This window comes from Flavobacterium sp. KH_035, assembly GCF_057839565.1.
The window spans coordinates 666,021-687,627 of sequence record NZ_CM174492.1; the positions used below are offsets into that span (position 1 = coordinate 666,021).

At 34.9% G+C, this 21,607-nt stretch carries 20 protein-coding genes; 10 read left to right on the forward strand and 10 right to left on the reverse strand.

Features of this window, described 5'->3' with window-relative positions; all coding sequences use genetic code 11:
* Nucleotides 1-44: 44 nt before the first annotated feature.
* Entirely contained in the window at nt 45-1,121 is a 1,077-nt protein-coding gene (locus tag AC3IS6_RS03065) for a glycosyltransferase (protein ID WP_489163450.1), read from the forward strand.
* Here AC3IS6_RS03065 and AC3IS6_RS03070 read toward each other — a convergent pair.
* The 3 genes from AC3IS6_RS03070 to AC3IS6_RS03080 form a co-directional block, all read right to left on the reverse strand.
* Nucleotides 1,118-2,422, reverse strand: coding sequence for a porin (locus tag AC3IS6_RS03070; RefSeq protein WP_489163452.1), 1,305 nt, complete (start codon nt 2,420-2,422; stop codon nt 1,118-1,120). The two genes, AC3IS6_RS03065 and AC3IS6_RS03070, sit on opposite strands and share 4 nt — an antisense overlap.
* A gap of 173 nt (nt 2,423-2,595) precedes the next feature.
* Nucleotides 2,596-3,675 carry a sensor histidine kinase gene (locus tag AC3IS6_RS03075; RefSeq protein WP_489163454.1) on the reverse strand — a complete coding sequence of 360 codons (1,080 nt, stop codon included), beginning with the start codon at nt 3,673-3,675 and terminating at the stop codon, nt 2,596-2,598.
* Nucleotides 3,676-3,915: 240 nt separating this feature from the next.
* Nucleotides 3,916-4,599: a response regulator transcription factor gene (locus AC3IS6_RS03080; protein WP_041518469.1), complete on the reverse strand. Its 684-nt coding sequence runs from the start codon at nt 4,597-4,599 to the stop codon at nt 3,916-3,918.
* A gap of 233 nt (nt 4,600-4,832) precedes the next feature.
* On the opposite strand from AC3IS6_RS03080, the gene AC3IS6_RS03085 reads away from it, so the two are divergent.
* The 4 genes from AC3IS6_RS03085 to AC3IS6_RS03100 all read left to right on the forward strand — a co-directional run bounded on the left by AC3IS6_RS03085 (nt 4,833) and on the right by AC3IS6_RS03100 (nt 10,809).
* A complete protein-coding gene (locus tag AC3IS6_RS03085) occupies nt 4,833-7,634 on the forward strand; it encodes a TonB-dependent receptor (protein ID WP_489163456.1) in 2,802 nt (933 codons plus the stop codon).
* Between the two features lie 191 nt (nt 7,635-7,825).
* Nucleotides 7,826-9,238, forward strand: a complete 1,413-nt coding sequence (locus AC3IS6_RS03090; protein WP_489163458.1) for a hypothetical protein — start codon at nt 7,826-7,828, stop codon at nt 9,236-9,238.
* A 108-nt stretch (nt 9,239-9,346) separates the two neighbouring features.
* Complete coding sequence (locus AC3IS6_RS03095) at nt 9,347-9,685, forward strand: T9SS type A sorting domain-containing protein (RefSeq protein ID WP_173965969.1); 339 nt, start codon at nt 9,347-9,349, stop codon at nt 9,683-9,685.
* 143 nt (nt 9,686-9,828) lie between these two features.
* Complete coding sequence (locus AC3IS6_RS03100; RefSeq protein ID WP_489163460.1) at nt 9,829-10,809, forward strand: LuxE/PaaK family acyltransferase; 981 nt, start codon at nt 9,829-9,831, stop codon at nt 10,807-10,809.
* A 49-nt stretch (nt 10,810-10,858) separates the two neighbouring features.
* On the opposite strand, the gene tyrS is transcribed toward AC3IS6_RS03100, so the two are convergent.
* Nucleotides 10,859-12,154, reverse strand: coding sequence for a tyrosine--tRNA ligase (tyrS, locus tag AC3IS6_RS03105; protein ID WP_489163462.1), 1,296 nt, complete (start codon nt 12,152-12,154; stop codon nt 10,859-10,861).
* Between the two features lie 246 nt (nt 12,155-12,400).
* Here tyrS and AC3IS6_RS03110 point away from each other — a divergent pair, with 246 nt between their 5' ends.
* Both AC3IS6_RS03110 and AC3IS6_RS03115 read left to right on the forward strand, forming a co-directional pair.
* The gene (locus AC3IS6_RS03110) at nt 12,401-13,630 is read left to right on the forward strand and encodes a porin family protein (RefSeq protein WP_489163464.1); all 1,230 of its coding nucleotides are present in this window, start codon (nt 12,401-12,403) and stop codon (nt 13,628-13,630) included.
* A 93-nt stretch (nt 13,631-13,723) separates the two neighbouring features.
* Nucleotides 13,724-14,725, forward strand: a complete 1,002-nt coding sequence (locus AC3IS6_RS03115; RefSeq protein WP_489163466.1) for an NAD-dependent epimerase/dehydratase family protein — start codon at nt 13,724-13,726, stop codon at nt 14,723-14,725.
* A gap of 3 nt (nt 14,726-14,728) precedes the next feature.
* Here AC3IS6_RS03115 and AC3IS6_RS03120 read toward each other — a convergent pair whose 3' ends face one another.
* Genes AC3IS6_RS03120 through AC3IS6_RS03130 form a run of 3 tightly spaced genes read right to left on the reverse strand, consistent with a single transcriptional unit; the run spans nt 14,729 to nt 17,273 of the window.
* On the reverse strand, nt 14,729-15,187 hold the full coding sequence (locus tag AC3IS6_RS03120) for a DUF4296 domain-containing protein (RefSeq protein WP_489163468.1): 459 nt from the start codon (nt 15,185-15,187) through the stop codon (nt 14,729-14,731).
* Between the two features lie 9 nt (nt 15,188-15,196).
* On the reverse strand, nt 15,197-16,537 hold the full coding sequence (locus AC3IS6_RS03125; RefSeq protein WP_489163470.1) for a dihydroorotase: 1,341 nt from the start codon (nt 16,535-16,537) through the stop codon (nt 15,197-15,199).
* A gap of 10 nt (nt 16,538-16,547) precedes the next feature.
* Nucleotides 16,548-17,273 carry a polyprenol monophosphomannose synthase gene (locus AC3IS6_RS03130; RefSeq protein ID WP_489163472.1) on the reverse strand — a complete coding sequence of 242 codons (726 nt, stop codon included), beginning with the start codon at nt 17,271-17,273 and terminating at the stop codon, nt 16,548-16,550.
* Between the two features lie 105 nt (nt 17,274-17,378).
* Here AC3IS6_RS03130 and AC3IS6_RS03135 point away from each other — a divergent pair, with 105 nt between their 5' ends.
* The 3 genes from AC3IS6_RS03135 (at nt 17,379) to AC3IS6_RS03145 (ending at nt 19,598) form a co-directional block, all read left to right on the forward strand.
* The gene (locus tag AC3IS6_RS03135; protein ID WP_291285643.1) at nt 17,379-18,047 is read left to right on the forward strand and encodes a DUF4271 domain-containing protein; all 669 of its coding nucleotides are present in this window, start codon (nt 17,379-17,381) and stop codon (nt 18,045-18,047) included.
* 14 nt (nt 18,048-18,061) lie between these two features.
* Entirely contained in the window at nt 18,062-18,811 is a 750-nt protein-coding gene (locus AC3IS6_RS03140) for a uroporphyrinogen-III synthase (protein WP_173965978.1), read from the forward strand.
* Nucleotides 18,812-19,127: 316 nt separating this feature from the next.
* Nucleotides 19,128-19,598 carry an Lrp/AsnC family transcriptional regulator gene (locus AC3IS6_RS03145; RefSeq protein WP_017496220.1) on the forward strand — a complete coding sequence of 157 codons (471 nt, stop codon included), beginning with the start codon at nt 19,128-19,130 and terminating at the stop codon, nt 19,596-19,598.
* Nucleotides 19,599-19,728: 130 nt separating this feature from the next.
* Here AC3IS6_RS03145 and AC3IS6_RS03150 read toward each other — a convergent pair whose 3' ends face one another.
* The 3 genes from AC3IS6_RS03150 to AC3IS6_RS03160 form a co-directional block, all read right to left on the reverse strand.
* On the reverse strand, nt 19,729-20,415 hold the full coding sequence (locus AC3IS6_RS03150) for a zinc metallopeptidase (RefSeq protein WP_489163475.1): 687 nt from the start codon (nt 20,413-20,415) through the stop codon (nt 19,729-19,731).
* Nucleotides 20,416-20,550: 135 nt separating this feature from the next.
* Nucleotides 20,551-21,147, reverse strand: coding sequence for a hypothetical protein (locus AC3IS6_RS03155; RefSeq protein ID WP_489163476.1), 597 nt, complete (start codon nt 21,145-21,147; stop codon nt 20,551-20,553).
* A complete protein-coding gene (locus AC3IS6_RS03160; protein ID WP_489163478.1) occupies nt 21,134-21,607 on the reverse strand; it encodes an RNA polymerase sigma factor in 474 nt (157 codons plus the stop codon). The genes AC3IS6_RS03155 and AC3IS6_RS03160 overlap by 14 nt, the downstream gene beginning before the upstream one ends.

Below are 21,607 nucleotides of genomic sequence, written 5' to 3' on the forward strand. Positions count from 1 at the left end.
AAAAAACATATTTCTTTATCTTCGTTTTTAAAAAGCGTTACACCATGAGCATTGATTATTCTGCGAACAAAACAATTTTAGTTGCTCCACTAAACTGGGGATTGGGCCATGCTACAAGATGTATCCCCATTATAAAAGCGCTTCAAGAAAACAATTATATTCCTATAATCGCTTCTGACGGTATTGCGTTAGCATTGCTGCGAAAGGAATTTCCATACATTCAAACCCTTGAATTGCCGTCTTACCATATAGAATATGCGAAGAATGCTAAAAACTTCAAATGGAAGCTGATTAAAAACCTGCCAAAAATGATCATCGCTATTCTTGACGAGAAAAAAATAGTAAAAAACTGGATCAAAAAACATGGAATAGACGGAATTATCTCGGATAACCGACTGGGGGTTTTTAGTAAAAAAGTTCCCTCTGTTTTTATGACGCATCAATTGAATGTAATGACAGGAAACACAACCTGGTTTACCAGTAAATGCCATCAGCATATTATAAAAAAATATACCGAATGCTGGGTTCCGGATACTAATGATTCCGTTAATCTAACCGGTGATTTAGGCCATCTGAAAACGAATGATCTAAACTTAAAATATATTGGTCCGTTAAGCAGAATGCGCAAAAAGGATACTCCGAAAGTGTACGATTTGATGATTATCCTATCGGGGCCTGAACCTCAACGTACTTTTTTGGATGAAAAACTACAGAAAGAAGTCGTCAATTATAAAGGCAAAGTAGTGTTTGTACAAGGCATCGTTGAGAAGACACAAAACAAATGGCAAGCCGGAAATGTTACCTATTACAATTTCATGAACTCTAAACAACTGGAACAGACTTTTAACGAAAGTGAATTTGTGTTATGCCGTTCGGGTTACACCACCGTTATGGATCTGGCTAAATTAGGCAAGAAGGCCTTTTTCATTCCAACTCCAGGGCAATACGAACAGGAATATCTGGCGATAAAACTTCAGAAAGAAAATTTGGTACCCTATGCAATGCAAGACGACTTTACCATTGAAGATCTTTCAAAAGTAAAGTCGTTTAAAGGTTTGACTCAATTTAACGATACAATAGACTGGGATTCTTTATTTACCGTTTTTGAGGATGAAGTCTAGAAGTTAAACTGCGCCTGTAAACGCAATAAATTTCCTTGCTGTCTGTTGATCGGAAGTGCACTGTCCTGGAAAGTTCTGTCGGCAATAACATATTCGGCAGTAAGTTCAAAGGCTTTTAGAGGCTGCCATTCTATACCAAATTCATAATCTCTAACGACATAACTTCTGGCATCTTTCTCATATTTCTTCCCTCCGTCGTAATATTGAAATTTGGCGAAAGGATAAATATGCTGCTTTTTAATATCTAATTTGTAATTCAGTAATACATAACCACCATCCAAATCTGTTTCATCGACTGCGTTAGTTACTGAATTGTATCTTGGTCCTTTTCCGATATTGTACTCAGTCTGAATTCCAAAAGGTCTTGGATATAGTACGAATGTTGCTCCTACCCTTTGATCTTTTATGTGCTGTGAATTGTTCACTTTAACTCCTGATGAAATTTCACCTGAAAAAGCCCATTTTCCGGCATAAGCCTGAATTCCGGGTTCGATAATCTGACTTCCAATTACAAATGGGTACGTTACTCTTGCCACCACATTCAAATCTCTGTTTCCATCTAATCTATTCGCAATTTGACCATTGTAAACTCCAAAAGCGAAAACACCATAATCACCTGATCCTTTATAACCGTCTTTTACCAACATTTCAAAACGCTCTCTAATTTTAGCCGGTGCCCAGTAAAAGAACATTCCTAAATCACGTTCATTTAATATTGCACTGTTCAACGCATCGTTTCGATCTAAAGTTAAACGCTGTCCACTTGACTGCATATTCTCGAAACCGTATGGTATTTTACTCTGCCCGACACGTAATCTGTACTCTCTCTTCTTATCAAAAGAAAGATCAAAATATAAATCCCTAACCTGAACAAAATTCTGAACTCCTGTAACCGGAGAACTCGCAAAATCAGGTTGAAAATAGAAAAATACATTTGGATGAACCTGACCAGAAAATACTAAACGTGCACGTCTGATAAATAAACCATTGTTTGCTTTTGCATCCGGGGCTGTAGAAGTTGTCCCCCAAGATCTGTCGCACTGGTCACAGGAGACTTTATCGTTTGTAGAAAACAAACCGTTGTATCGTATCTGTGCATAACCTCTTAAAGAAATCTTGTCGTACCAACGGTCCTTATCCTTTTCATCATCACCATTCCCGGATTCCGTATCCGGTAACTTTGCTTTGTTGATTGAATCAAGAAGACGAATTACTTCTTTTTTTACATCTTCTTTCTTTAAGTCCTGTGCATTTGACACACAAGTAATTAGCAAAAAAACTGCTATTAGCTTTACTTTCATTCTTTCTATTTTCTTATGCCTTATTTTTCGAATGCAAAGATCTGCCACCTATGTTAAGATATCATTAACAAGGTGTTACTATAATAAAAAGGAATTGTTGCGAAATAGTTACGCAAATTGAGTTAGTGTTAAAACACTCTGTTTTACGGTACTTCGCTCAAACAAGCTTACAATTATTTAACTTCAGCTTTTACTGTTTTATTTGCTTTTTCAAGCGTAAAAGAAAATTCAGAACCAATTCCGAACTCACTTTCTACATATACTTTCTCTTTATGTGCTTCAATAATATGTTTTACAATGGCCAATCCTAATCCGGAACCGCCTTCTGAACGGGTTCCACTTTTATCCACTCTGTAAAAACGCTCAAAAAGTCTTGGGATATTTTGTTTTTCAACACCTTCCCCATTATCACTAATACGGATTAAGACTTTTTTCTTGGTCAGATTAACCACTCCTACTTCCGTCAAACCACCTTCTTTACCATACTTAATAGAGTTTACAATCAGATTTTCTAAAACCTGTTGAATTCTGTCCTTATCTCCGCGAATGATCACTGATTTAATATTCTTACTTTCAAAAGCCAATTTAATTTTCTTCTTGTCGGCTTTCATTTCCAGTAAATCGAAGACATTCTGAATCAGTTCTACAATATCAAAATCAGTCATGATTAAATCCAGATCTCCTGATTCCAACTTGGTGATCATATCCAGGTCTTCGACGATATAAATCAATCGTTCCACTCCTTTTTCAGCACGTTTTAAATATTTTTTTCGAATATTTTTATCTTCCATTGCACCATCTAGCAAAGTCGAAACATATCCCTGAACGGTAAACAAAGGCGTTTTCAGCTCGTGTGATACGTTTCCAAGAAACTCACGTCGGTATTGTTCCCTGATTTCCAGCATTTCAATTTCCAGCTTTTTATCTGTAGCAAACTTTTTCACTTCACGTGAAAGCGTTTCCATATCCGTAGTTATAGGCTGATTGATAAGTGTTGTGGATTCTAATAACGAAACCTCATCGTATATTTTTTTAACTCTTCGATAAATAAAACGTTCTACACGATATTGCAAAACCAGGAAAGAAAAAGCGTAAATTGATATTATAAAAATTATTCCAAATGCAACTTGATGCTTCAATTGGTTTTTATAAAATAAAGACAATAGTATCATTACAAATCCTGTTGCAAAAAGACTTATATATAATGCTGACTTTACAGCAAACTTGTATGTTTTTTTAAAATTAATTTTCATTTGAAATTATTGAACCATTAAGAGATTAAGAAAATTAAGTTTTGTTTTGAGCGCTATTCTTTTGGGCAAAAGCAAAAAAGGAATAACTCAAAAACCATATAAGAAAATGAAGATTGCACAAACTTCAATTCTTATATGGTTTAAATGTATTGAATACTTTTAAAGTAATTGGAATGAATTTAAATTCTTAACTAAAATTCTTAGCAACTTAGCTTCTAAAAACCTCAGCATCTTAAAAATCTAAACTTCAAATTTATAGCCTACTCCTTTTATGGTTTTAAAAAGGTCTTCTCCTATTTTCTCACGAAGTTTTCGAATATGAACATCAATAGTTCTTCCTCCTACTACAACCTCGTTTCCCCAAACTTTATCCAGAATTTCATCTCTTTTAAAAACTTTCCCTGGTTTTGAGGCCAATAAGTAAAACAATTCAAATTCCTTTCTCGGCAAGGCGATCTCCACGTTTCCTTTGATTATTTTATATTCTTCGCGGTTGATCTCGATTCCTCCCACATTTAAGGTGTCACTTACAACTTCTTGTTCTTTTAACCTTCTTAACAGCGCCTTTACTTTGGAGACCAATAATTTCGGCTTTATTGGTTTTGTGATATAATCATCTGCACCTGCATCAAAACCAGCTACTTGTGAATAATCCTCACTTCTTGCCGTAAGGAATGTTATGATAACATTATTTAATTCAGGAATTTTTCTAATGTGTTCGCAGGCTTCCATTCCGTCCATTTCTGCCATCATTACATCCATAATAATCAAGTCCGGCAATTCTTTCTGAGCCTTTGCTATTGCTTCTTTTCCGTTAGAAGCAGTTACAATCTGGTAGCCCTCCTGAGCAAGGTTATAGCCAACGATTTCTAAGATATCTGGTTCATCGTCAACTAGTAAAATCTTGGTTTGTGTTTTTTTCATAAATAGCAAAAATTGAGATTTTTACATCAAATTTTCTTTATTATACATTCGATGATTTTCATTTGAGATGGTAAATATACTAATAAAACAACCGTTAAAAATTGCGGTTAACGGTAATTTAATCTGGTAACAATTTGATAATCTACGCAACACGAAAACATAACAAGTGCCTAACATGAACTTTACACAGCGTTTCTTTCTTTGCACAAAAATAAATTAAACACAACACTGAAATGAAATTCAATTTAAAATTTCTATTTATCACATTATTCATCTGTACGATTTCGATCGCACAAAACAAAGGTACGATTTCTGGTGTATTAACCGACAAAGAAACCAACAATGAAGCTTTACCTTTCGCAAATGTTTTATTAAAGGGAACTAACATTAGCGCGAACACTGACATTGAGGGAAAATATTCCTTAAATGTAAATCCGGGAAATTATATCATTATTTTTAGTTTCGTTGGATATGAATCTATAGAAAAGCCAGTAACTGTTAAAGCAAATGAAACTCTTACGGTAAATCAGGTACTTTCATCAGGAAGTTTTACACTTAAAGATGTTGTTGTAAAATCGTCTGCAGTAAACAAAGAAAAAGAAACCGCATTATTACTCGATCAAAAAAACGCTGTCGTTATCAAACAAAGTATTGGAGCACAGGAAATGTCAAGAAAAGGTGTTAGTGATGTTGAAGAAGGTTTGACAAAAATCACCGGAATTACAAAAGTAGGATCAAGAGGTTTATTTGTTCGTGGATTAGAAGACCGATACAACAATTTATTAATCAACGATCTTGCCGCTCCAACAAACAATCCTTTTTTAAAGATTATCCCATTGGACTTATTTTCAACTGATATTGTTGGTGTTATAGAAGTATACAAAACTTTCAACCCTAATATATATGGTGACTTCGCTGGAGGAACATTTAATATTCAGACTTCGAAAAACACAAAAAGCATTACAAAAATTAATATCGGAACTAGTTATATTGCAAATAGTAATTTTAAAAGATTCTCTCTTTCTAAAGATGCAGACTCAGCAGAAGGCTTCTTTGGAATGACAGGAGACAATAGAAAACTGCCTTCATTATTAGGAAGTACTCCTTCCGGACATGTTTTTACTCCTGAAGAATCGTTAAATTCATTTCAAAGTGGTTTTGATGTTTCACCTATAAGAAGTCCACTAAACACAAGTATTGGATTCTTACATTCAGAAAAATTCGACTTAGGTAAAGACAGAAACTTTTCTTATATATTTTCGATAAATGCTGAAAACAGCTATGGAATTCAAGAAGGAGTAGACAGAACTTTTGCCTATCAAAGTACCGGAATCGCTTACAAAACTGACTTTGTTACGACAGACAACCATTATAAAACTTCTTTAACTGGTTTATTAGGCTTAAATTATAGTACCAGAAGATTCAAATTAGCTTACAATAGTCTTTTTATAAGAACTACTGACAATTTAATCAAAGATCAATTTGGTGTTGCAAATGCCGAAACAGGAACAGGGACAAACAAAACTCTTATCCGCACGAATCAATTAGACCAATCAAATTATTGGAATAATCAACTATTAGGAGAATACGCATTAACTGAAGACAAGAGTCAGACTGTAAAAGCCGGTATCTCTTATGCAAAAACAAAATACGATCAGCCTGACAGAAAAGCTTTCTCAGGTGTAAAAACTGAAAATGATGGAATTATAGCTTCAATTGCCGGAAATAACTTTATCAAACAATATCTGGAAATTACCGGAAATTCATACTTCTCTGGATTAGCAGAATACAACTTAAAGTTTGGATCAGACAAAAACCATAAGCTTACAGTTGGATATAACGGAAATAAATCAGATATGGAATCTTCTTATCGTTTTATCTCACCAACTACAGGTCCAAATGTTGATGCTCCTTTGAATAGTATTGACAATCAATTGAACGGCTACATAGCTGGAGGTGCTTTTAACTACAGAGAAAGTTCTAACTCAACTTACAAAGCAATCCTAAAAGAAGGAACCAATGCCGGATATGCAAATTTACTTTATAAGTTCAATGAAAAACTTGAGGTGAATGGTGGAGTAAGAGTAGAAAATGCAAATAGAACCACTAAGTACAGACAACAAGGTTCATTTGACGAACCATTCATAACTTTAAATTACGATAAAGTTTATTTTCTACCTTCGGTAAATACCAAATATAGTATTAATGAAAAATCAAATATTCGTTTAGCTGGTGGTGTAACTTATACAAAACCTGTAATAATGGAGGCCTATCCAATTGAATACATCAATGCCGATGGAACTTCTATGAAAGGAAACCCATATTTAGTAAATAGTGATAATTACAATGTTGATTTAAAATACGAGCTTTTCCCAACAGCAAAAGAAATGTTTGCAGTTGGTCTTTTTGGAAAGAAAATGAAAAATCCAATTGAAAGAACATTAACCGCTAATGCCGCAGGTTCTACAATCATTACCTATTTAAATTCAGACAATGCCGTTCTATACGGTGCAGAAATTGAATTCATATATGATTTAGGAAGACTTACTAATACTTTTAAAGATTTCTCACTAGGATTCAACACTTCATTAATGAGTACAAAAGCAGAAGTAAAACCTTTTATCACAAATCCTGACGGAAGTACCTCACAATCAATAGAAACTCATAGATCAAGAGATTTACAAGGTGCTTCAAAATGGTTGATTAATTCTGATTTAAAATATCAATTTGACATTAATAAGAACTGGAATAATACTCTTTCATTAGTATATTCAGTATTTGGAAAGAGAATCTATGCGGTAGGAACAAATGGTTTAGATCATATTTACGAACTACCAGTACAACAATTAGATTTTGTATGGAGCAGTAAAATAAATGATCATTTTGATGTAAAATTCTCAGCAGACAACTTAATTGACCCTGCTCGTAAATTTGAAATAGGAGATAACAGCGTAACTCCTGTTGTAGGAGATCCGATAACAAGAAGTTACAAAAAAAGCCGAGGGTTTTCTTTAAGCCTGGGATACACATTCTAATCCTATTTACTTTTATAAACACAAAGCTCTATTTCGATAGGGCTTTTTTTATACTCCATTATAAATCAACTTAACATTAAATTCATATTTAAGAGATTTTATAATAACAGTATTGTAATACTTAGCTAACACACATGAAGTATTCTCATCCTAATTTTGTCAGCAAAGAAATAAACTATTAAAACACAACTATGAAAACTAAATTTTTCGCTTTAGCCCTTTCTATTGGCTTATTATTTTCATCATGTAGTAGCGACAACGATCCGGCTCCATTTACTGTAGCTCCTTTAACAGGAACTGAAAGTATTGTTGTAGGAGCGACTACCACTTTTAGCAGTACAACTACTGGCGGTACTTACACAAGTGCTACACCTGCTGTTGCAACTGTTGCGGCTTCAACTGGGGTTATCACAGGAGTTTCTGTTGGTACTTCAGTTATTACTTATACAGTACAATCTGTTGCTGTTACAAAAACTGTAACTGTAACTGCTGTACCTGTGGCAACTGGAGAAATTACAGGTCCAATTACAGCTGATAAAACTTATGCTTTAGGAAACTATACTATGAAAGGTATGGTAAAAGTTAATTCAGGTGTAACATTAACTTTTGAAGCTGGTTCAACTATTACAGTTGATAAAACTACCGGAGATAATGCATTAGTAGTTTTAAATGGTGGTAAACTAATTATCAATGGTACTGCTGATAAACCGGTTGTATTTACTGAGAAATCTAAAATAGCTGGTTCTTGGGGAGGTATCATCATGTATGGTGACGCGCCAATCAATGCTATCAACGGTGTAAAAACTTCTACTTCAGAAGACGGAAATGCTTTACCATATGGAGGAACAAATGCTGCTCATAACGGTGGTTCATTAAAATATGTAAGAGTAGAGTATGCTGGTTCTAAATTAGCTGACGGAACTAAAGAATTAAACGGATTCTCTTTCTACTCTGTAGGATCAGGAACAACTTTAGACCACTTAGTATCTTACAAAGGTGCTGATGACGGATTCGAATTTTACGGAGGAACTGCAAGTTTAACAAATGCGATCTCTTACGAAAATACAGATGATTCTTTTGACTGGCAAGATGGATGGCAAGGTCAAGCCAATTCAAATTGGTATGCACGTCAAAATGTAAAAGGAAATTTCGGAATTGAAATCGAATCTTCTAAAAACAATAACGCTTACTTCCCTAAAGTTACAAATATCACTCTAAGAAGAATTGCTGGTACAACTCCTGAAGCAGTTGGAGATGTTCAAGTAGATGCTTTCCAATTCAAAAATGAAGGAAATGGTGATTTCAGTAACATTATCATCGATGGTTATGGTGACTATACTGAAGCTGGTAAAGTTTACACTGGTGCAGCTGTAAAAATACAAGATGCTTCAACAAACACAAACCAAGTAAACGGTGGTAAAATTAAAATTACTAAAGTTAAAATTACTAACACTTCTAAAAACATCTTAGGTGTAGTAGTAGCTCCTTGGGACGGTATTGTTGCATTCCCAGCTGGAAATTTCGTAACAGATGATACTGCTACTGGAGCTTCGATAACTGGAGGTGCTTGGGCAACAGTTAATGGTGTTGATTTGACTAAATAAAAGTTTAAAAAATAATATTGTTAAAAACATCCTAAAAATTTAGGATGTTTTTTTTTGGTGTAATTTTTGTACTTTTTTTTGTATATTTACAGTAACCAAAATAACGCGATGGCAAAAAATTACTTTTATATTACTTTCTTATTGGCTTTTTTCTTTACTGTAAGTGTTTCAGCACAAGACAGTAAGCAATTACCAAAACCTCAACAGACCGCAACCATTGAGGGTTTAAGCTTGTACCCTAATCCAGTGACTGGTGGAAAAGTAACTATCTCCTCTAAAAATGATTTAGAAAAAGAGATTATCATTTTTGATGTTTTGGGTAAAAAAGTACTTCAAACACATTTAAGTTCACGAGAATTAAACGTTTCTGATTTGGTTCCTGGTGTTTATATCATCAAAATAAGTGAAGAAAACAATTCGGCAACACGAAAACTCATTATTCGATAAAAAAAGCTCCTTTTGGAGCTTTTTTAGTTTTCAGTCGCGGTCTCGGTTTTCAGTTTGGGCGGAACTATAAAAACGACAGCCGAAAACTGCAACCGAAAACCGAGAGTATATACTAAAAACAATATCTTTGCACAAAAAAAGTTTTGATCACAGCCAACGATATCTTTACCATTTCGAGTCAGAAACAATTTGAAAAAATAGCACTAAAAGTGTTTCGTTTTCAGCATGAAAATAACGTTGTGTATCGTGACTTCTGCGATTTTTTAAAAATAAATCCGCAACAGGTAAAAGCATTAGAACAAATTCCTTTTTTACCCATTCAGTTTTTCAAAAGTCATAATGTAGTTTCCAATACTGATCCGGCTCAGGTAACTTTTACAAGCAGCGGAACAACCGGCATGATTACCAGCAGGCATATTGTGACCGATGCAACCCTTTACGAAGAAAGTTATCGTAACGGATTTTCACAATTCTATGGCAACATAGAGGATTACGTTGTTTTAGCGCTTTTACCGTCCTATCTCGAACGCGATGGGTCTTCACTAATCTATATGGTCGAAGATTTAATAAAGCTCTCCAATCAGCCTGAAAGTGGGTTTTACCTGCACAATCATGATGACCTGATTAAAAAGCTTACTGCTTTAGACGAATCCGGTCAAAATGTAATCTTAATTGGTGTTACTTATGCCTTACTGGATCTGATTGAAAAACATCAATTCAATCTTCAGAACACTATTATTATGGAAACTGGTGGTATGAAAGGCAAACGTAAAGAAATGATTCGCGAAGAATTACACGAACAGCTTTGTGCAGGTTTTGGCGTTTCGGCCATTCATTCAGAATACGGCATGACCGAACTTCTGGGACAAGCTTATTCCCTGGGCGAAGGTATTTTTGAGTGTCCGTCGTGGATGAACATTTTGGTTCGTGATCCCGAAGATGCACTCACTTACGTCAAAGACGGAAAAACCGGTGGGATCAACGTTATCGATTTGGCCAACATCAATTCGTGTTCTTTTATTGCTACCCAGGATTTAGGCAAAAAATATCCCAACAACTCTTTCGAGGTATTGGGACGTTTTGATAATTCTGATATTCGTGGTTGTAACCTGATGGTACTTTAAATGTTGAATCGTTGAACCGCTCAATTGTTCTCTAAACCGATTAAACAATCTAAACCACTCTAATTACAAAATAGTTTTTCTTTCCGCTTTGTAATAACACAAACTGATCATTGATTAAATCATTTACTGTTAACACAAAATCTTCTTTTATTTTTTCTCTGTTTACTGAAATTGAATTTGCAGTCAAGGCACGTCTTGCTTCTCCGTTTGACTTAAAGAAACCTGTTTTTTCATTTAAAACCGTGATAATCTCTAAACCGTTTTCTAAATCAGTTTTTGCGATTTCTGCCTGAGGAACACCATCGAAAACTTCCAAAAAAGTAGCTTCATCCAATTTCTTCAAATCTACAGCTGTAGAATTTCCAAACAAAATATTCGACGCCTGAATAGCTTTTTCCAATTCTTCTTCAGAGTGAACAAAAGTGGTAATTTCTTCCGCCAGTTTCTTTTGCAAAACTCTTAAATGCGGAGCTGCCTTATGCTCTTCGATTAAAGCTTCAATTGTAGCCTTGTCTAAGAAAGTAAAAATCTTAATATATTTCTCCGCATCTGCATCAGTTGCATTTACCCAAAACTGGTAAAATTTATACACCGATGTTTTATCAGCATCCAGCCAGACATTTCCACCTTCAGATTTTCCGAATTTAGATCCGTCTGCTTTTGTAATTAATGGTGTTGTTAACGCAAAAGCTTTAGCATTCTCTCCCCCCATTCTACGCACTAATTCTGTTCCGGTGGTAATATTCCCCCATTGATCAGAACCTCCCATTTGCAAAAGACAGTTGTTGTTTTTATATAAATGATAAAAATCGTATCCTTGAATTAATTGATAAGTAAATTCTGTGAAAGACATTCCTTCACCTTCTCCGTTAATTCTTTTCTTAACAGAATCCTTCGCCATCATATAATTTACCGTAATACGCTTTCCAACCTCACGGGCAAAATCAATAAACGAGAATTCTTTCATCCAATCGTAGTTATTTACCATAATTGGAGCGTTTGGTTCATTTGAATTAAAATCTAAGAAACGAGACAGAACACTTTTAATTCCAGCAACGTTTTTAGCCAAAGTTTCTTCATTCAGCAAATTTCTTTCGTCAGATTTCCCAGAAGGATCACCAATCATTCCGGTCGCACCACCCACAAGAGCAACTGGCTGATGCCCAAAATTCTTTAAATGAACCAATAAAATAATCTGAACCATGCTGCCAATGTGCAGTGAATCTGCCGTTGGATCGAAACCAATATAAGCAGCAGTTACTTCTTTTAGCAATTGTTCTTCCGTTCCTGGCATGCTATCATGATATAACCCGCGCCACTTTAATTCTTCAACTAGATTCTTCATTTTTTAAATAATTTGTGCAAATATAATCAATGGCAATGGCAATGACAAAAAGCAGTTCCAATATCAATACTAAAAAGCAATTTCAGCATTAAAATCCATAGCCACAAAGAGGACACACCTTAGAACTTTAGCTCTTCAAAAAAAACTCCAATTAAAACATATATAACTTTTACATTTTACATACAACCTATAACTTTTTATTTATTTTTACCTCAACTAATTAATAACCATCCAAAAATTACCTTTATGAAAAAACTTTTGCTTCTTGCAATCTTACTTTCTTACTCCTTTATTAACGCCCAGATCTCTTTTGAAAAAGGATATTTCATATCTAATAATGGAATCCGGACAGAATGCTTCATCAAAAACATAGACTGGAACTACAACCCAACAGATTTCAAGTACAAAATAAATAGCGAAGACACCGATACTAAAACCGAAACAATTACAAATATTCAAGAGTTTGGAATTGAAAACCATACGACATACAAAAGAGCAAAAGTCAATATCGACATTTCAAGTGATGTATTGGAAAGCTTTTCCACAGACAAAAATCCGATTTGGAAAGGGCAGCTCGTTTTCTTAAAAGTTCTGGTGAAAGGCGACGCCTCTTTATACTACTATGCCAATAACGACATAACACGATTTTTTTATGAGACTGCCGAAAGACCTCTGGAGCAACTTGTACGCAAAGAATACCTTGCTCAATTAGACAACTCCAAGGCAACAGTGGAGAACAACTACTTCAGGCAACAATTATTCAACAATGTAAAAACCAATAACACAACCGAAAATGACGTCAAAAATTTACCTTATAAAAAAGACGCTTTGATGAAATACTTCCTGAAGCACAATAATGTTCCATCGAGTGACATCGAAAAAACAATTACTTCAGCAAACAAAAGCATTTACCTCTTAAAAGTAACTTCCGGTATCGGTTTTTCTTCGATCTCAATCGATGGCACAAATAGGGATGGATACAATAGTGTAGACTACTCTCAGAAAGTAACTTTTAAAATAGGCCTTGAAGGTGAATTTATACTTCCATTCAACAAAAACAAATGGAGTCTTTTTGTAAACCCAACCTATCAACAGTACGAAAACAAGAGCGAAACCGGAGTAATAAGTCACATGAATGATGGTATGAAAATCGATTTCCCTTCAGAGGTTAAATATACTGCCATCCAAGTTCCTTTTGGAGTACGTTACTATTTTTTCTTAAACAACAATTCCAAAATCTTTACTAACGCCGGTTATGCCATTGATGTAAGCGGTAAATTAAAAATCACCAGCAAGCCAACCAACCTGGAAAGTTCAACAAGCGGTAATTTCCTGTTTGGACTTGGTTACAATTTCAAAAACAAACTAAGTGCGGAAGTCAGAGTAAGCACACGTAAAGAAGTTCTTAACGCATATACCTTTTATGGTGGTGGTTACCGGTCATTAGATTTTATACTTGGTTACACCATTTTCTAAAAAGCCCTTCTAAAGCCAATAAGTCAATGAAAAACTTGCACCTTTAAACCTGTCTCTCTTTGCACCTTTAAACCAAAGTACTATCTTTACAAGATGGTATTAGTAACTGGAGGTACAGGTTTAGTTGGCGCACATTTATTGCTTCATTTGATTGAAAATGGAGAAAATGTCCGGGCTATTTACCGAAATCTGAATAATATTAAGAAAACCAAATCGGTTTTTGAATTGTATAAAAAAGGAGAACTGTTTGAAAAAATCGCATGGGTCGAAGCGGACATTTTGGACGTCCCTTCTTTAGAAATTGCTTTTTCAAACATTGATTATGTGTATCACTGTGCAGCACTAATTTCATTTGATCCCAAAGATGAAGAAGCACTCCGAAAAATCAATATCGAAGGAACTGCTAATGTGGTTAATTTCTCTATTACCAGGGCGGTAAAGAAGTTCTGCTTTATAAGCTCTATTGCAGCTTTAGGTGATTTAGCAGCTCATGAAACTTACATTACAGAAGAAACAGACTGGAACCCCGAAAAACCTCATAGTGATTACGCAATTTCTAAATACGGAGCCGAAATGGAAGTTTGGCGTGGCTTACAGGAAGGCTTAGACGTAATTATCTTAAATCCGGGTGTTATTCTGGGGCCAATCCCGAAGAACAAAACAAATGTACAAGGAAGTGCAGAACTCTATGCCAAAGTTGCCAACGGACTTTCTTTTTATACTCTTGGAAGTACCGGTTTTGTTGCTATAAATGATGTGACAAAAATTGCCAATGAATTAATGAAAAGCGACATTAAAAACGAACGCTTTACTTTAATTGCCGACAATATTGTTTTTCAGGATATCCTAAACACGATTGCTGATACTTTAAAAGTAAAAAAACCAGGCATTCATGCTACACCGGTATTCATGAATTTCCTTTGGATCGTCGATACGATTTTTTCGACTTTATTTTTTCAGAAAAGACGTCTTACAAAAGCAACTGCAAAGGCCTCCTATTCCAACAATCTGTATTCTAATGAAAAAATAAAAACCGCTCTGGGAACGGTTTTTCAGGATGTACATGAGTACATAAAAAATATTTCAAAACTTTAACAACTATCGATCTAATCGTTTTGTTTTTCGGATAGAATCCAGTTTCACCTTTGTTAGATTATTCCCTACTGTATCTTTAAGTTTGGTTTTCTTTGCTTTTGCTGCATTTTTCTCTTCAATTTTTAATATAGAATCTACAGCTCTTTGATTAACAGCCAAACGTTTTCCAACTTCGTCAAACATGCTTTTGTAATTCTCATAATCTGCCGCATAATAGCGGTTACTCTGTGAAAATTGCAAACTATCAATTTTGTACTTTTTCAGAATAAACACTGTAGGGCTTGTTTCAACTGAATCTACCGAAACAGGATGCTGATATTTCATAGCTTCAATAAGAGACAGATCATACATAATATCGACCATTTTATCTTTCTCGATAAGCTTTGCAGGCTGTTTGACCAGCTCTTTTTTACAACTTACAGAAAGAAACAACACCAATATTATTACTATAAAATTTTTCATCTCAGCTTTTTATCTGTCAAACAATAAACGTTTTCCTGCGCGAATATCTTTTACTTTAAAGTTATTGTAAACCATTTCACCGTTTACAAAAGTATGAGTAATTCTAGACTTAAAGGTAAAATTCTCAAAAGGTGACCATCCGCACTTAGCTAAAATATTCTCCGGTTTCACGCTCCATGGCAAACTTGGATTTACAATCACTAAATCGGCATAATAACCTTCTTTTATAAAACCTCTTTTTTCTATTTTGAAAATTTTAGCCGGATTGTGGCACATTTTCTCTACAATTTTCTCTACACTGATTTTCCCTTGATGATGTGCTTCAAACATGGCCACAACAGCATGCTGTACAAGCGGCCCACCGGATGGTGCATTCAGATAAGGCTGCATTTTTTCTTCTTTAGTATGTGGCGCATGATCTGTAGCAATTACATCGATACGACCATCATTTAGAGCTTCCCAAAGCACTTTTCGGTCGTTTGCTGTTTTTACAGCAGGATTCCATTTAATAAAATTCCCTTTGGTTTTATAATCTTCGTCTGTAAACCATAGATGATGTACACAAACTTCAGCGGTAATTTTTTTATCTTCCAATGGAATTTTATTGGTAAACAATTCCATTTCTTTCGCAGTCGAAAGGTGAAAAATATGCAAGCGCGCTCCTGTTTTCTTAGCTAGTGCCACTGCTTTTGAAGAAGAAATATAACACGCTTCTTCGCTGCGTATTAAATGATGCGCCGTAACCGGAATATCATCACCATACTGTTCTTTAAACTCCTTTAAATTATTCTGTATAGTGGTTTCGTCTTCGCAATGTACCGCGATTAACATTGGCGTACTGGAGAATATCTTTTCTAAAGTAGCTTCATTATCTACCAGCATATTTCCGGTTGAAGAACCCAGAAAGATTTTTACTCCCGCAACATTCTTTGGATTTGTTTTTAGAACTTCTTCGAGGTTATCATTGGTAGCTCCCATCATAAACGAGTAATTCGCAAATGATTTTACTGCCGCAACCTGATATTTGTCTTCAAGTATTTCCTGAGTTACAGCATTTGGAACTGTATTAGGCTGCTCGATAAAAGAAGTGATTCCACCAGCAACTGCAGCTCTTGATTCTGACTCAATGTCTCCTTTGTGCGTTAGTCCAGGCTCTCTAAAATGTACCTGATCATCAATAGCCCCCGGAATTAAATAATTTCCTTCGGCATCTATTACTTTACAATCAGATGTTTTTAAACTGATACTGTCTGCCACTTCAACAATCAGGTCATTTTCGATCAAAACATCTCCTTCAAAAATAGACCCTTCGTTTACAATCCTGGCATTTTTTATTAGAATCTTATTCATTTTCATAACTTTATAAAGTATTGACTAGTTTTTTCAATCGAAGTGAAATTACTCCCAGTATAGCTTCTTTAATAATAGCATTGCTCATTTTAGAAACTCCCTTTGTTCTGTCTGTAAAGATAATTGGAACCTCCTTAATTTCAAATTTAGCACAATAGGTTCTGTACTTCATTTCAATCTGAAAGGCGTAACCCACAAATTTAATTTTATTAAGGTTGATTTTTTCCAACACTTCTCGTTTATAACAAACAAAACCAGCTGTTGCATCATGTATCTTCATCCCGGTAATAAACTTCACATATACCGAAGCGAAGTAAGACATTAAAACACGGCTTAACGGCCAGTTAACAACGTTTACACCTGTTACATAACGAGAACCAATTGCTAAATCTGCTCCACCAAAATGACAGGCATCAAACAATTTTTCGAGATCATTTGGATTATGTGAAAAGTCGGCATCCATTTCAAAAATGAAGTTATAGTGACGCTCTAGTGCCCATTTAAAACCATGAACATAGGCCGTTCCTAAACCAGATTTTTTAGCCCTTTTTTCTAAAAACAACCGGTCCGGAAACTCTTCCTGTAAAGCAACTACTTTATTGGCAGTATGATCAGGCGAATTATCGTCAATGATTAAAAGATGAAAAGGTTTGTGTTGCGAAAGTACAGCTCTAACTATACTTTCAATATTTTCGATTTCGTTGTAAGTGGGGATTATGACAATACAATCATTCATTTTTCTGAGTAATTTCACCGCAAAAGTAAACTTTTTATAGCATTTGATTCATAATAAATATATAATAAAAGTATTGATACAAAAAATTACTAATTTTGCATCGCTATGATTGAACAACTTCATCCCCGAATTCTGGAAAACAAAGACTGGGCAACACTTTTATTTGTGTTGACCTTTGCGGTTGTTGCTATGACTAAATCAGCTTACGAAACAAGATTTAGCGAATTCAGCAAGCTTATTTTTTCAGACAAATACGCCAAAATCTATCGTGACAATAATCATTTAAGAAGCAGCTTTACTGTTGGTTTATTTTTTGTACAAATTGTTTCGTATGCTTTTTTCATACAACTTACGATGCATATCTTCGGATATGCTTCTAAAACAGACTGGGTTTTATTCATTCAGCTTGCCACATTTTTACTTTATTTTATTCTGGGGAAATTTTTAATTGAGAAAATTGTAGCAACTTCATTCAATATCGACGAATTTGCAGACCTTTTTAACTTACAAAAAGTAACTTATAGAACTTATATAGGCGTTTTAATCCTTCCCATCAATGCTGTTTTGTTTTATTATGACAATATTCCGAAAATTGTACCCCTAGCAATAATAGCCATTTCGCTGTGTATAAGCCTATACTCATATTTTATTTCAATAAAAACGTATCAAAATGCAATAATCAGCAAGTTATTTTATTTTATTTTATATCTTTGCGCTCTTGAAATAGCCCCTTATTATTTCATGTATTATTGGATTACAAAAGAGGCGGCTTAGTAAATGTTTATAATATGAAAGTGAAAACAATTTTGGTGTCACAGCCTGAACCTAAAGTGGAAAATTCTCCTTACTTTGAGCTCCAACAAAAACACAAAATAAAAATTGATTTCAGACCATTTATTCATGTGGAAGGGGTTAATGCAAAAGAGATACGATTACAAAAAATCGATCTTAATCACTATACTGCAATCATTTTGACGAGCCGTAATGCGGTAGATCATTTTTTTAGAGTAGCAGATGAAATGCGTTATAAAGTTCCTGAAGGATTGAAATATTTCTGCCAATCTGAAGCTGTTGCATTTTACCTGCAAAAGTATGTTGTGTATAGAAAGCGTAAGATTTACGTAGGAGCAAAAGATTTTGCAGATTTATCTCCTCTTATCAAAAAGTATAAAGACGAAAAATTCCTGTTACCTGCATCTGATCAATTGAATGCTGACGCACCTATAACTTTAAACAATCTAAAAGTAGACTGGGCACAAGCTGTTTTTTACAAAACAGTTATGAGTGACTTATCTGATTTAGCAGATGTTTACTATGATGTTTTGGCCTTTTTTAGCCCAACCGGAATCAAATCTTTGTTTAAAAACTTCCCTGATTTTAAACAAAACGATACCAGAATTGCTGTTTTTGGAAGCACTACTCAAAAAGAAGCGCTTGATCATGGCTTAAGAATCGATATTCTTGCTCCAACTCCTGAGACGCCTTCAATGACTATGGCTTTAGAAAAATACATTAGCGAAGCAAACAAAGGAAAATAAAACCTTTTAGGAAATAACAATATTTAAATTCCAAATTCCAACTTTAGAGTTGAAATTTGGAATTTTTCTTTTTTGTCCTGTCGCTTTTTTTTACGTATAATCTACCGTTTCAGCCCTTGCTGATAATTTCATTATTATCTCCAGTACCCCCCCACGATCGAAACCAAACCATAACTTATTCCAGATTTGAAAGTTGAAGTTTGGGATTTGAAAGTTGAAAGTTGGAAGATGTAATTTTCTTTTTCAAATCATTATGAGTACATTTGATTTACATCTAAAAGCAGATCACTAAATTTAGTTTCAAATCACAACTCCAATGAAAATCAACTCCCTTATAATTGAAATTGACGGCATCGATAAAGAAATCCTACGCTACCTAATGGATGATGCCAGAAAACCCATTTTACAAATTGCCAACAAAATAGGTATTTCAGGAGCCGCAATTCATCAGCGTTTAAAAAAATTAGAACAGTCGGGGGTTATTTCAGGCTCTAAATTCACTGTCAACCCAAAAGTACTAGGATACAATACCATGGCATTTGTTGGTGTCTATCTGGATAAAGCCTCCAGAAACTCCGAAGCCGTAAAAGATTTAAAGAAGATTCCCGAGGTTTTAGAGTGCCACTACACCACAGGAAACTGGTCGGTTTTGATTAAAATCATCTGTCGTGACAACGAACATTTAATGCAACTTTTAAACACTAAAATTCAGGCAATAGAGGGTGTTTCAAGAACAGAAACATTTATTTCGCTGGATCAGCAAATCGATAGACAAATTCAGCTTTAGAAACTCTTTAATGTGCCAATTAGAAAATAAGATAATTCTTCTACCCTTATAAACAATTAGACCCGACAAGTTTTAAAAACCTGCCGGGTCTTGTTTCTATCAAAAATTACCTAATTGACAAATTACCTAATTAATTCCTTCTGCTTCCGGAATAAATCGAAATATAATACAACAACGTCGCAATTGATCCGATTGCCGCTACAACATACGTTCTGGCAGCCCATTTTAAAGCATCTTTAGCCCCTGCCTGTTCTTCTTGTGTTAACATATGTTTATTTTCCAGCCAGGCCAACGCTCTGTTACTCGCATCGTATTCTACCGGCAAAGTAATAATCGTAAACAATGTTGTCGCTGCAAAAATGATGATTCCAATCAGCAATAACCAAGGAAAGGTTCTGATCATCAAAATTCCGGCTAACAGGATCCATTGCACATAATTTGACGCTACACTTGCAATTGGCACTAATTTAGAACGCATTGTAAGCCATTCGTAACCTACTGCATGTTGCACAGCATGACCACACTCGTGCGCCGCCACCGCAGCAGCAGCAGCATTACGCTGGTTATAAACTGCCTCACTTAAATTCACTGTTTTATCTGCAGGATTATAATGATCCGTCAACTGACCCGGTGTCGAAATAACACGAACATCTCTAATGCCATTATCAGCCAGCATTTTTTCGGCGATTTCAGCACCGCTCATTCCGTTTCTCAATTGCAGTTTAGAATACAACTCAAATTTACTCTTGAGTCTTGAACTCACTAACCAGCTGAACAACATAATTGCCCCAGCAAGAATTAAATATCCACTTCCCATATCTTTATTTTTTTTGATTGATTATTAAATTTACAAAACAAACTGCAAATTCTGAACCAAATTCAAAAAATGTCATTTTGACATTTAAAGTCAGGACATTACTGTAATATTTTCATAAACATCACTAGCTTTTTTTTACAACTCCAGTTGTTTGTTAACCTCATCAAACTTGTCGATCAGGCTGTTTATTTTTTCCTGTTGTTTTTTAATTTGTTTCGGACGAATATAAAACCAGTTCACTCCCATCCAAACTAGTGTTAGCCCATAAGTTAGCCCTGCATAAACAAGAGTCATTCTCGAAGCGTATTCATACATGTACAAGCAAATTCCAACACCCAGCAAAACAAAGTACAAGTTCAGAACCGTAGACTGCAGGTATTGCTGTTTTTTTCGAATTAAAATTAGTCGTTGTAGGTAGTCCTGATTGGATTGTGTCGCATCAATATTTTTATAACCCGCCAACAATCTATTGTAAACACCTACATACATAATCATAGCCAAAATCACCAGTACGATTCCTATTTTGGTCGAAATGAATTCCGGTTGATAATAGTACCAAATAAAAATAATAAAAGCAGTGGTTGCCAGGAGCAGTATATTGGTGATCCACAATTGACGTAAACCGGCAGCTTTAAATTGTTTCAGTCTCAGCAGCAAATCCTTCATATCAGGCTGACTTACGGTTTGTTTTTTCCATAAATCTTTAAAGTCTATATTGTTATTGTCGTCCATTTTCTTTAATTTTTTGAGTCAGTTTTTCCTTTATCCTGTGAATTTTCACTCTTGTATTCGCTTCTGAAAGCCCTACGATTTTGGCAATTTCTGCCTGCTTAACCTCTTCAAGTTCGAGCGAAATAATAATACGTTCTGTTTCCGGCAGTTCAGCAATACACTTGTACAAAAACTGGATTTGCGGCTCTAACGATTGTTGTTTTTCTTCCTGCAAATTAACCGGAAGATCTGACTTAAGAAAACGTTTGTCTTTTTCAATTTGCCGCAAACAGTTATTAGAGGCTATCCTAAAAATCCAGGTCCCAATACCCGACTCACTTCTAAAAGTATCCAATTTTTGCCATACAATAACAAAAGTCTCCTGAGCCAGATCCTGTGCGATATCATAGTCGTTTACAAAACCCATGCAAAGCCTGAAAATTCTATCCCAATATTTTTTATAGATAACTTCAAATTCCAT

Coding starts and splice junctions, on each gene's coding strand:
- AC3IS6_RS03065 (WP_489163450.1), top strand. CDS start 45: ATGAGCATTGATTATTCTGCGAACAAAACAATTTTAGTTGCTCCACTA.
- AC3IS6_RS03070 (WP_489163452.1), bottom strand. CDS start 2,422: ATGAAAGTAAAGCTAATAGCAGTTTTTTTGCTAATTACTTGTGTGTCA.
- AC3IS6_RS03075 (WP_489163454.1), bottom strand. CDS start 3,675: ATGAAAATTAATTTTAAAAAAACATACAAGTTTGCTGTAAAGTCAGCA.
- AC3IS6_RS03080 (WP_041518469.1), bottom strand. CDS start 4,599: ATGAAAAAAACACAAACCAAGATTTTACTAGTTGACGATGAACCAGAT.
- AC3IS6_RS03085 (WP_489163456.1), top strand. CDS start 4,833: ATGAAATTCAATTTAAAATTTCTATTTATCACATTATTCATCTGTACG.
- AC3IS6_RS03090 (WP_489163458.1), top strand. CDS start 7,826: ATGAAAACTAAATTTTTCGCTTTAGCCCTTTCTATTGGCTTATTATTT.
- AC3IS6_RS03095 (WP_173965969.1), top strand. CDS start 9,347: ATGGCAAAAAATTACTTTTATATTACTTTCTTATTGGCTTTTTTCTTT.
- tyrS (WP_489163462.1), bottom strand. CDS start 12,154: ATGAAGAATCTAGTTGAAGAATTAAAGTGGCGCGGGTTATATCATGAT.
- AC3IS6_RS03110 (WP_489163464.1), top strand. CDS start 12,401: ATGAAAAAACTTTTGCTTCTTGCAATCTTACTTTCTTACTCCTTTATT.
- AC3IS6_RS03115 (WP_489163466.1), top strand. CDS start 13,724: ATGGTATTAGTAACTGGAGGTACAGGTTTAGTTGGCGCACATTTATTG.
- AC3IS6_RS03120 (WP_489163468.1), bottom strand. CDS start 15,187: ATGAAAAATTTTATAGTAATAATATTGGTGTTGTTTCTTTCTGTAAGT.
- AC3IS6_RS03125 (WP_489163470.1), bottom strand. CDS start 16,537: ATGAATAAGATTCTAATAAAAAATGCCAGGATTGTAAACGAAGGGTCT.
- AC3IS6_RS03130 (WP_489163472.1), bottom strand. CDS start 17,273: ATGAATGATTGTATTGTCATAATCCCCACTTACAACGAAATCGAAAAT.
- AC3IS6_RS03135 (WP_291285643.1), top strand. CDS start 17,379: ATGATTGAACAACTTCATCCCCGAATTCTGGAAAACAAAGACTGGGCA.
- AC3IS6_RS03140 (WP_173965978.1), top strand. CDS start 18,062: ATGAAAGTGAAAACAATTTTGGTGTCACAGCCTGAACCTAAAGTGGAA.
- AC3IS6_RS03145 (WP_017496220.1), top strand. CDS start 19,128: ATGAAAATCAACTCCCTTATAATTGAAATTGACGGCATCGATAAAGAA.
- AC3IS6_RS03150 (WP_489163475.1), bottom strand. CDS start 20,415: ATGGGAAGTGGATATTTAATTCTTGCTGGGGCAATTATGTTGTTCAGC.
- AC3IS6_RS03155 (WP_489163476.1), bottom strand. CDS start 21,147: ATGGACGACAATAACAATATAGACTTTAAAGATTTATGGAAAAAACAA.
- AC3IS6_RS03160 (WP_489163478.1), bottom strand. CDS start 21,607: ATGGAATTTGAAGTTATCTATAAAAAATATTGGGATAGAATTTTCAGG.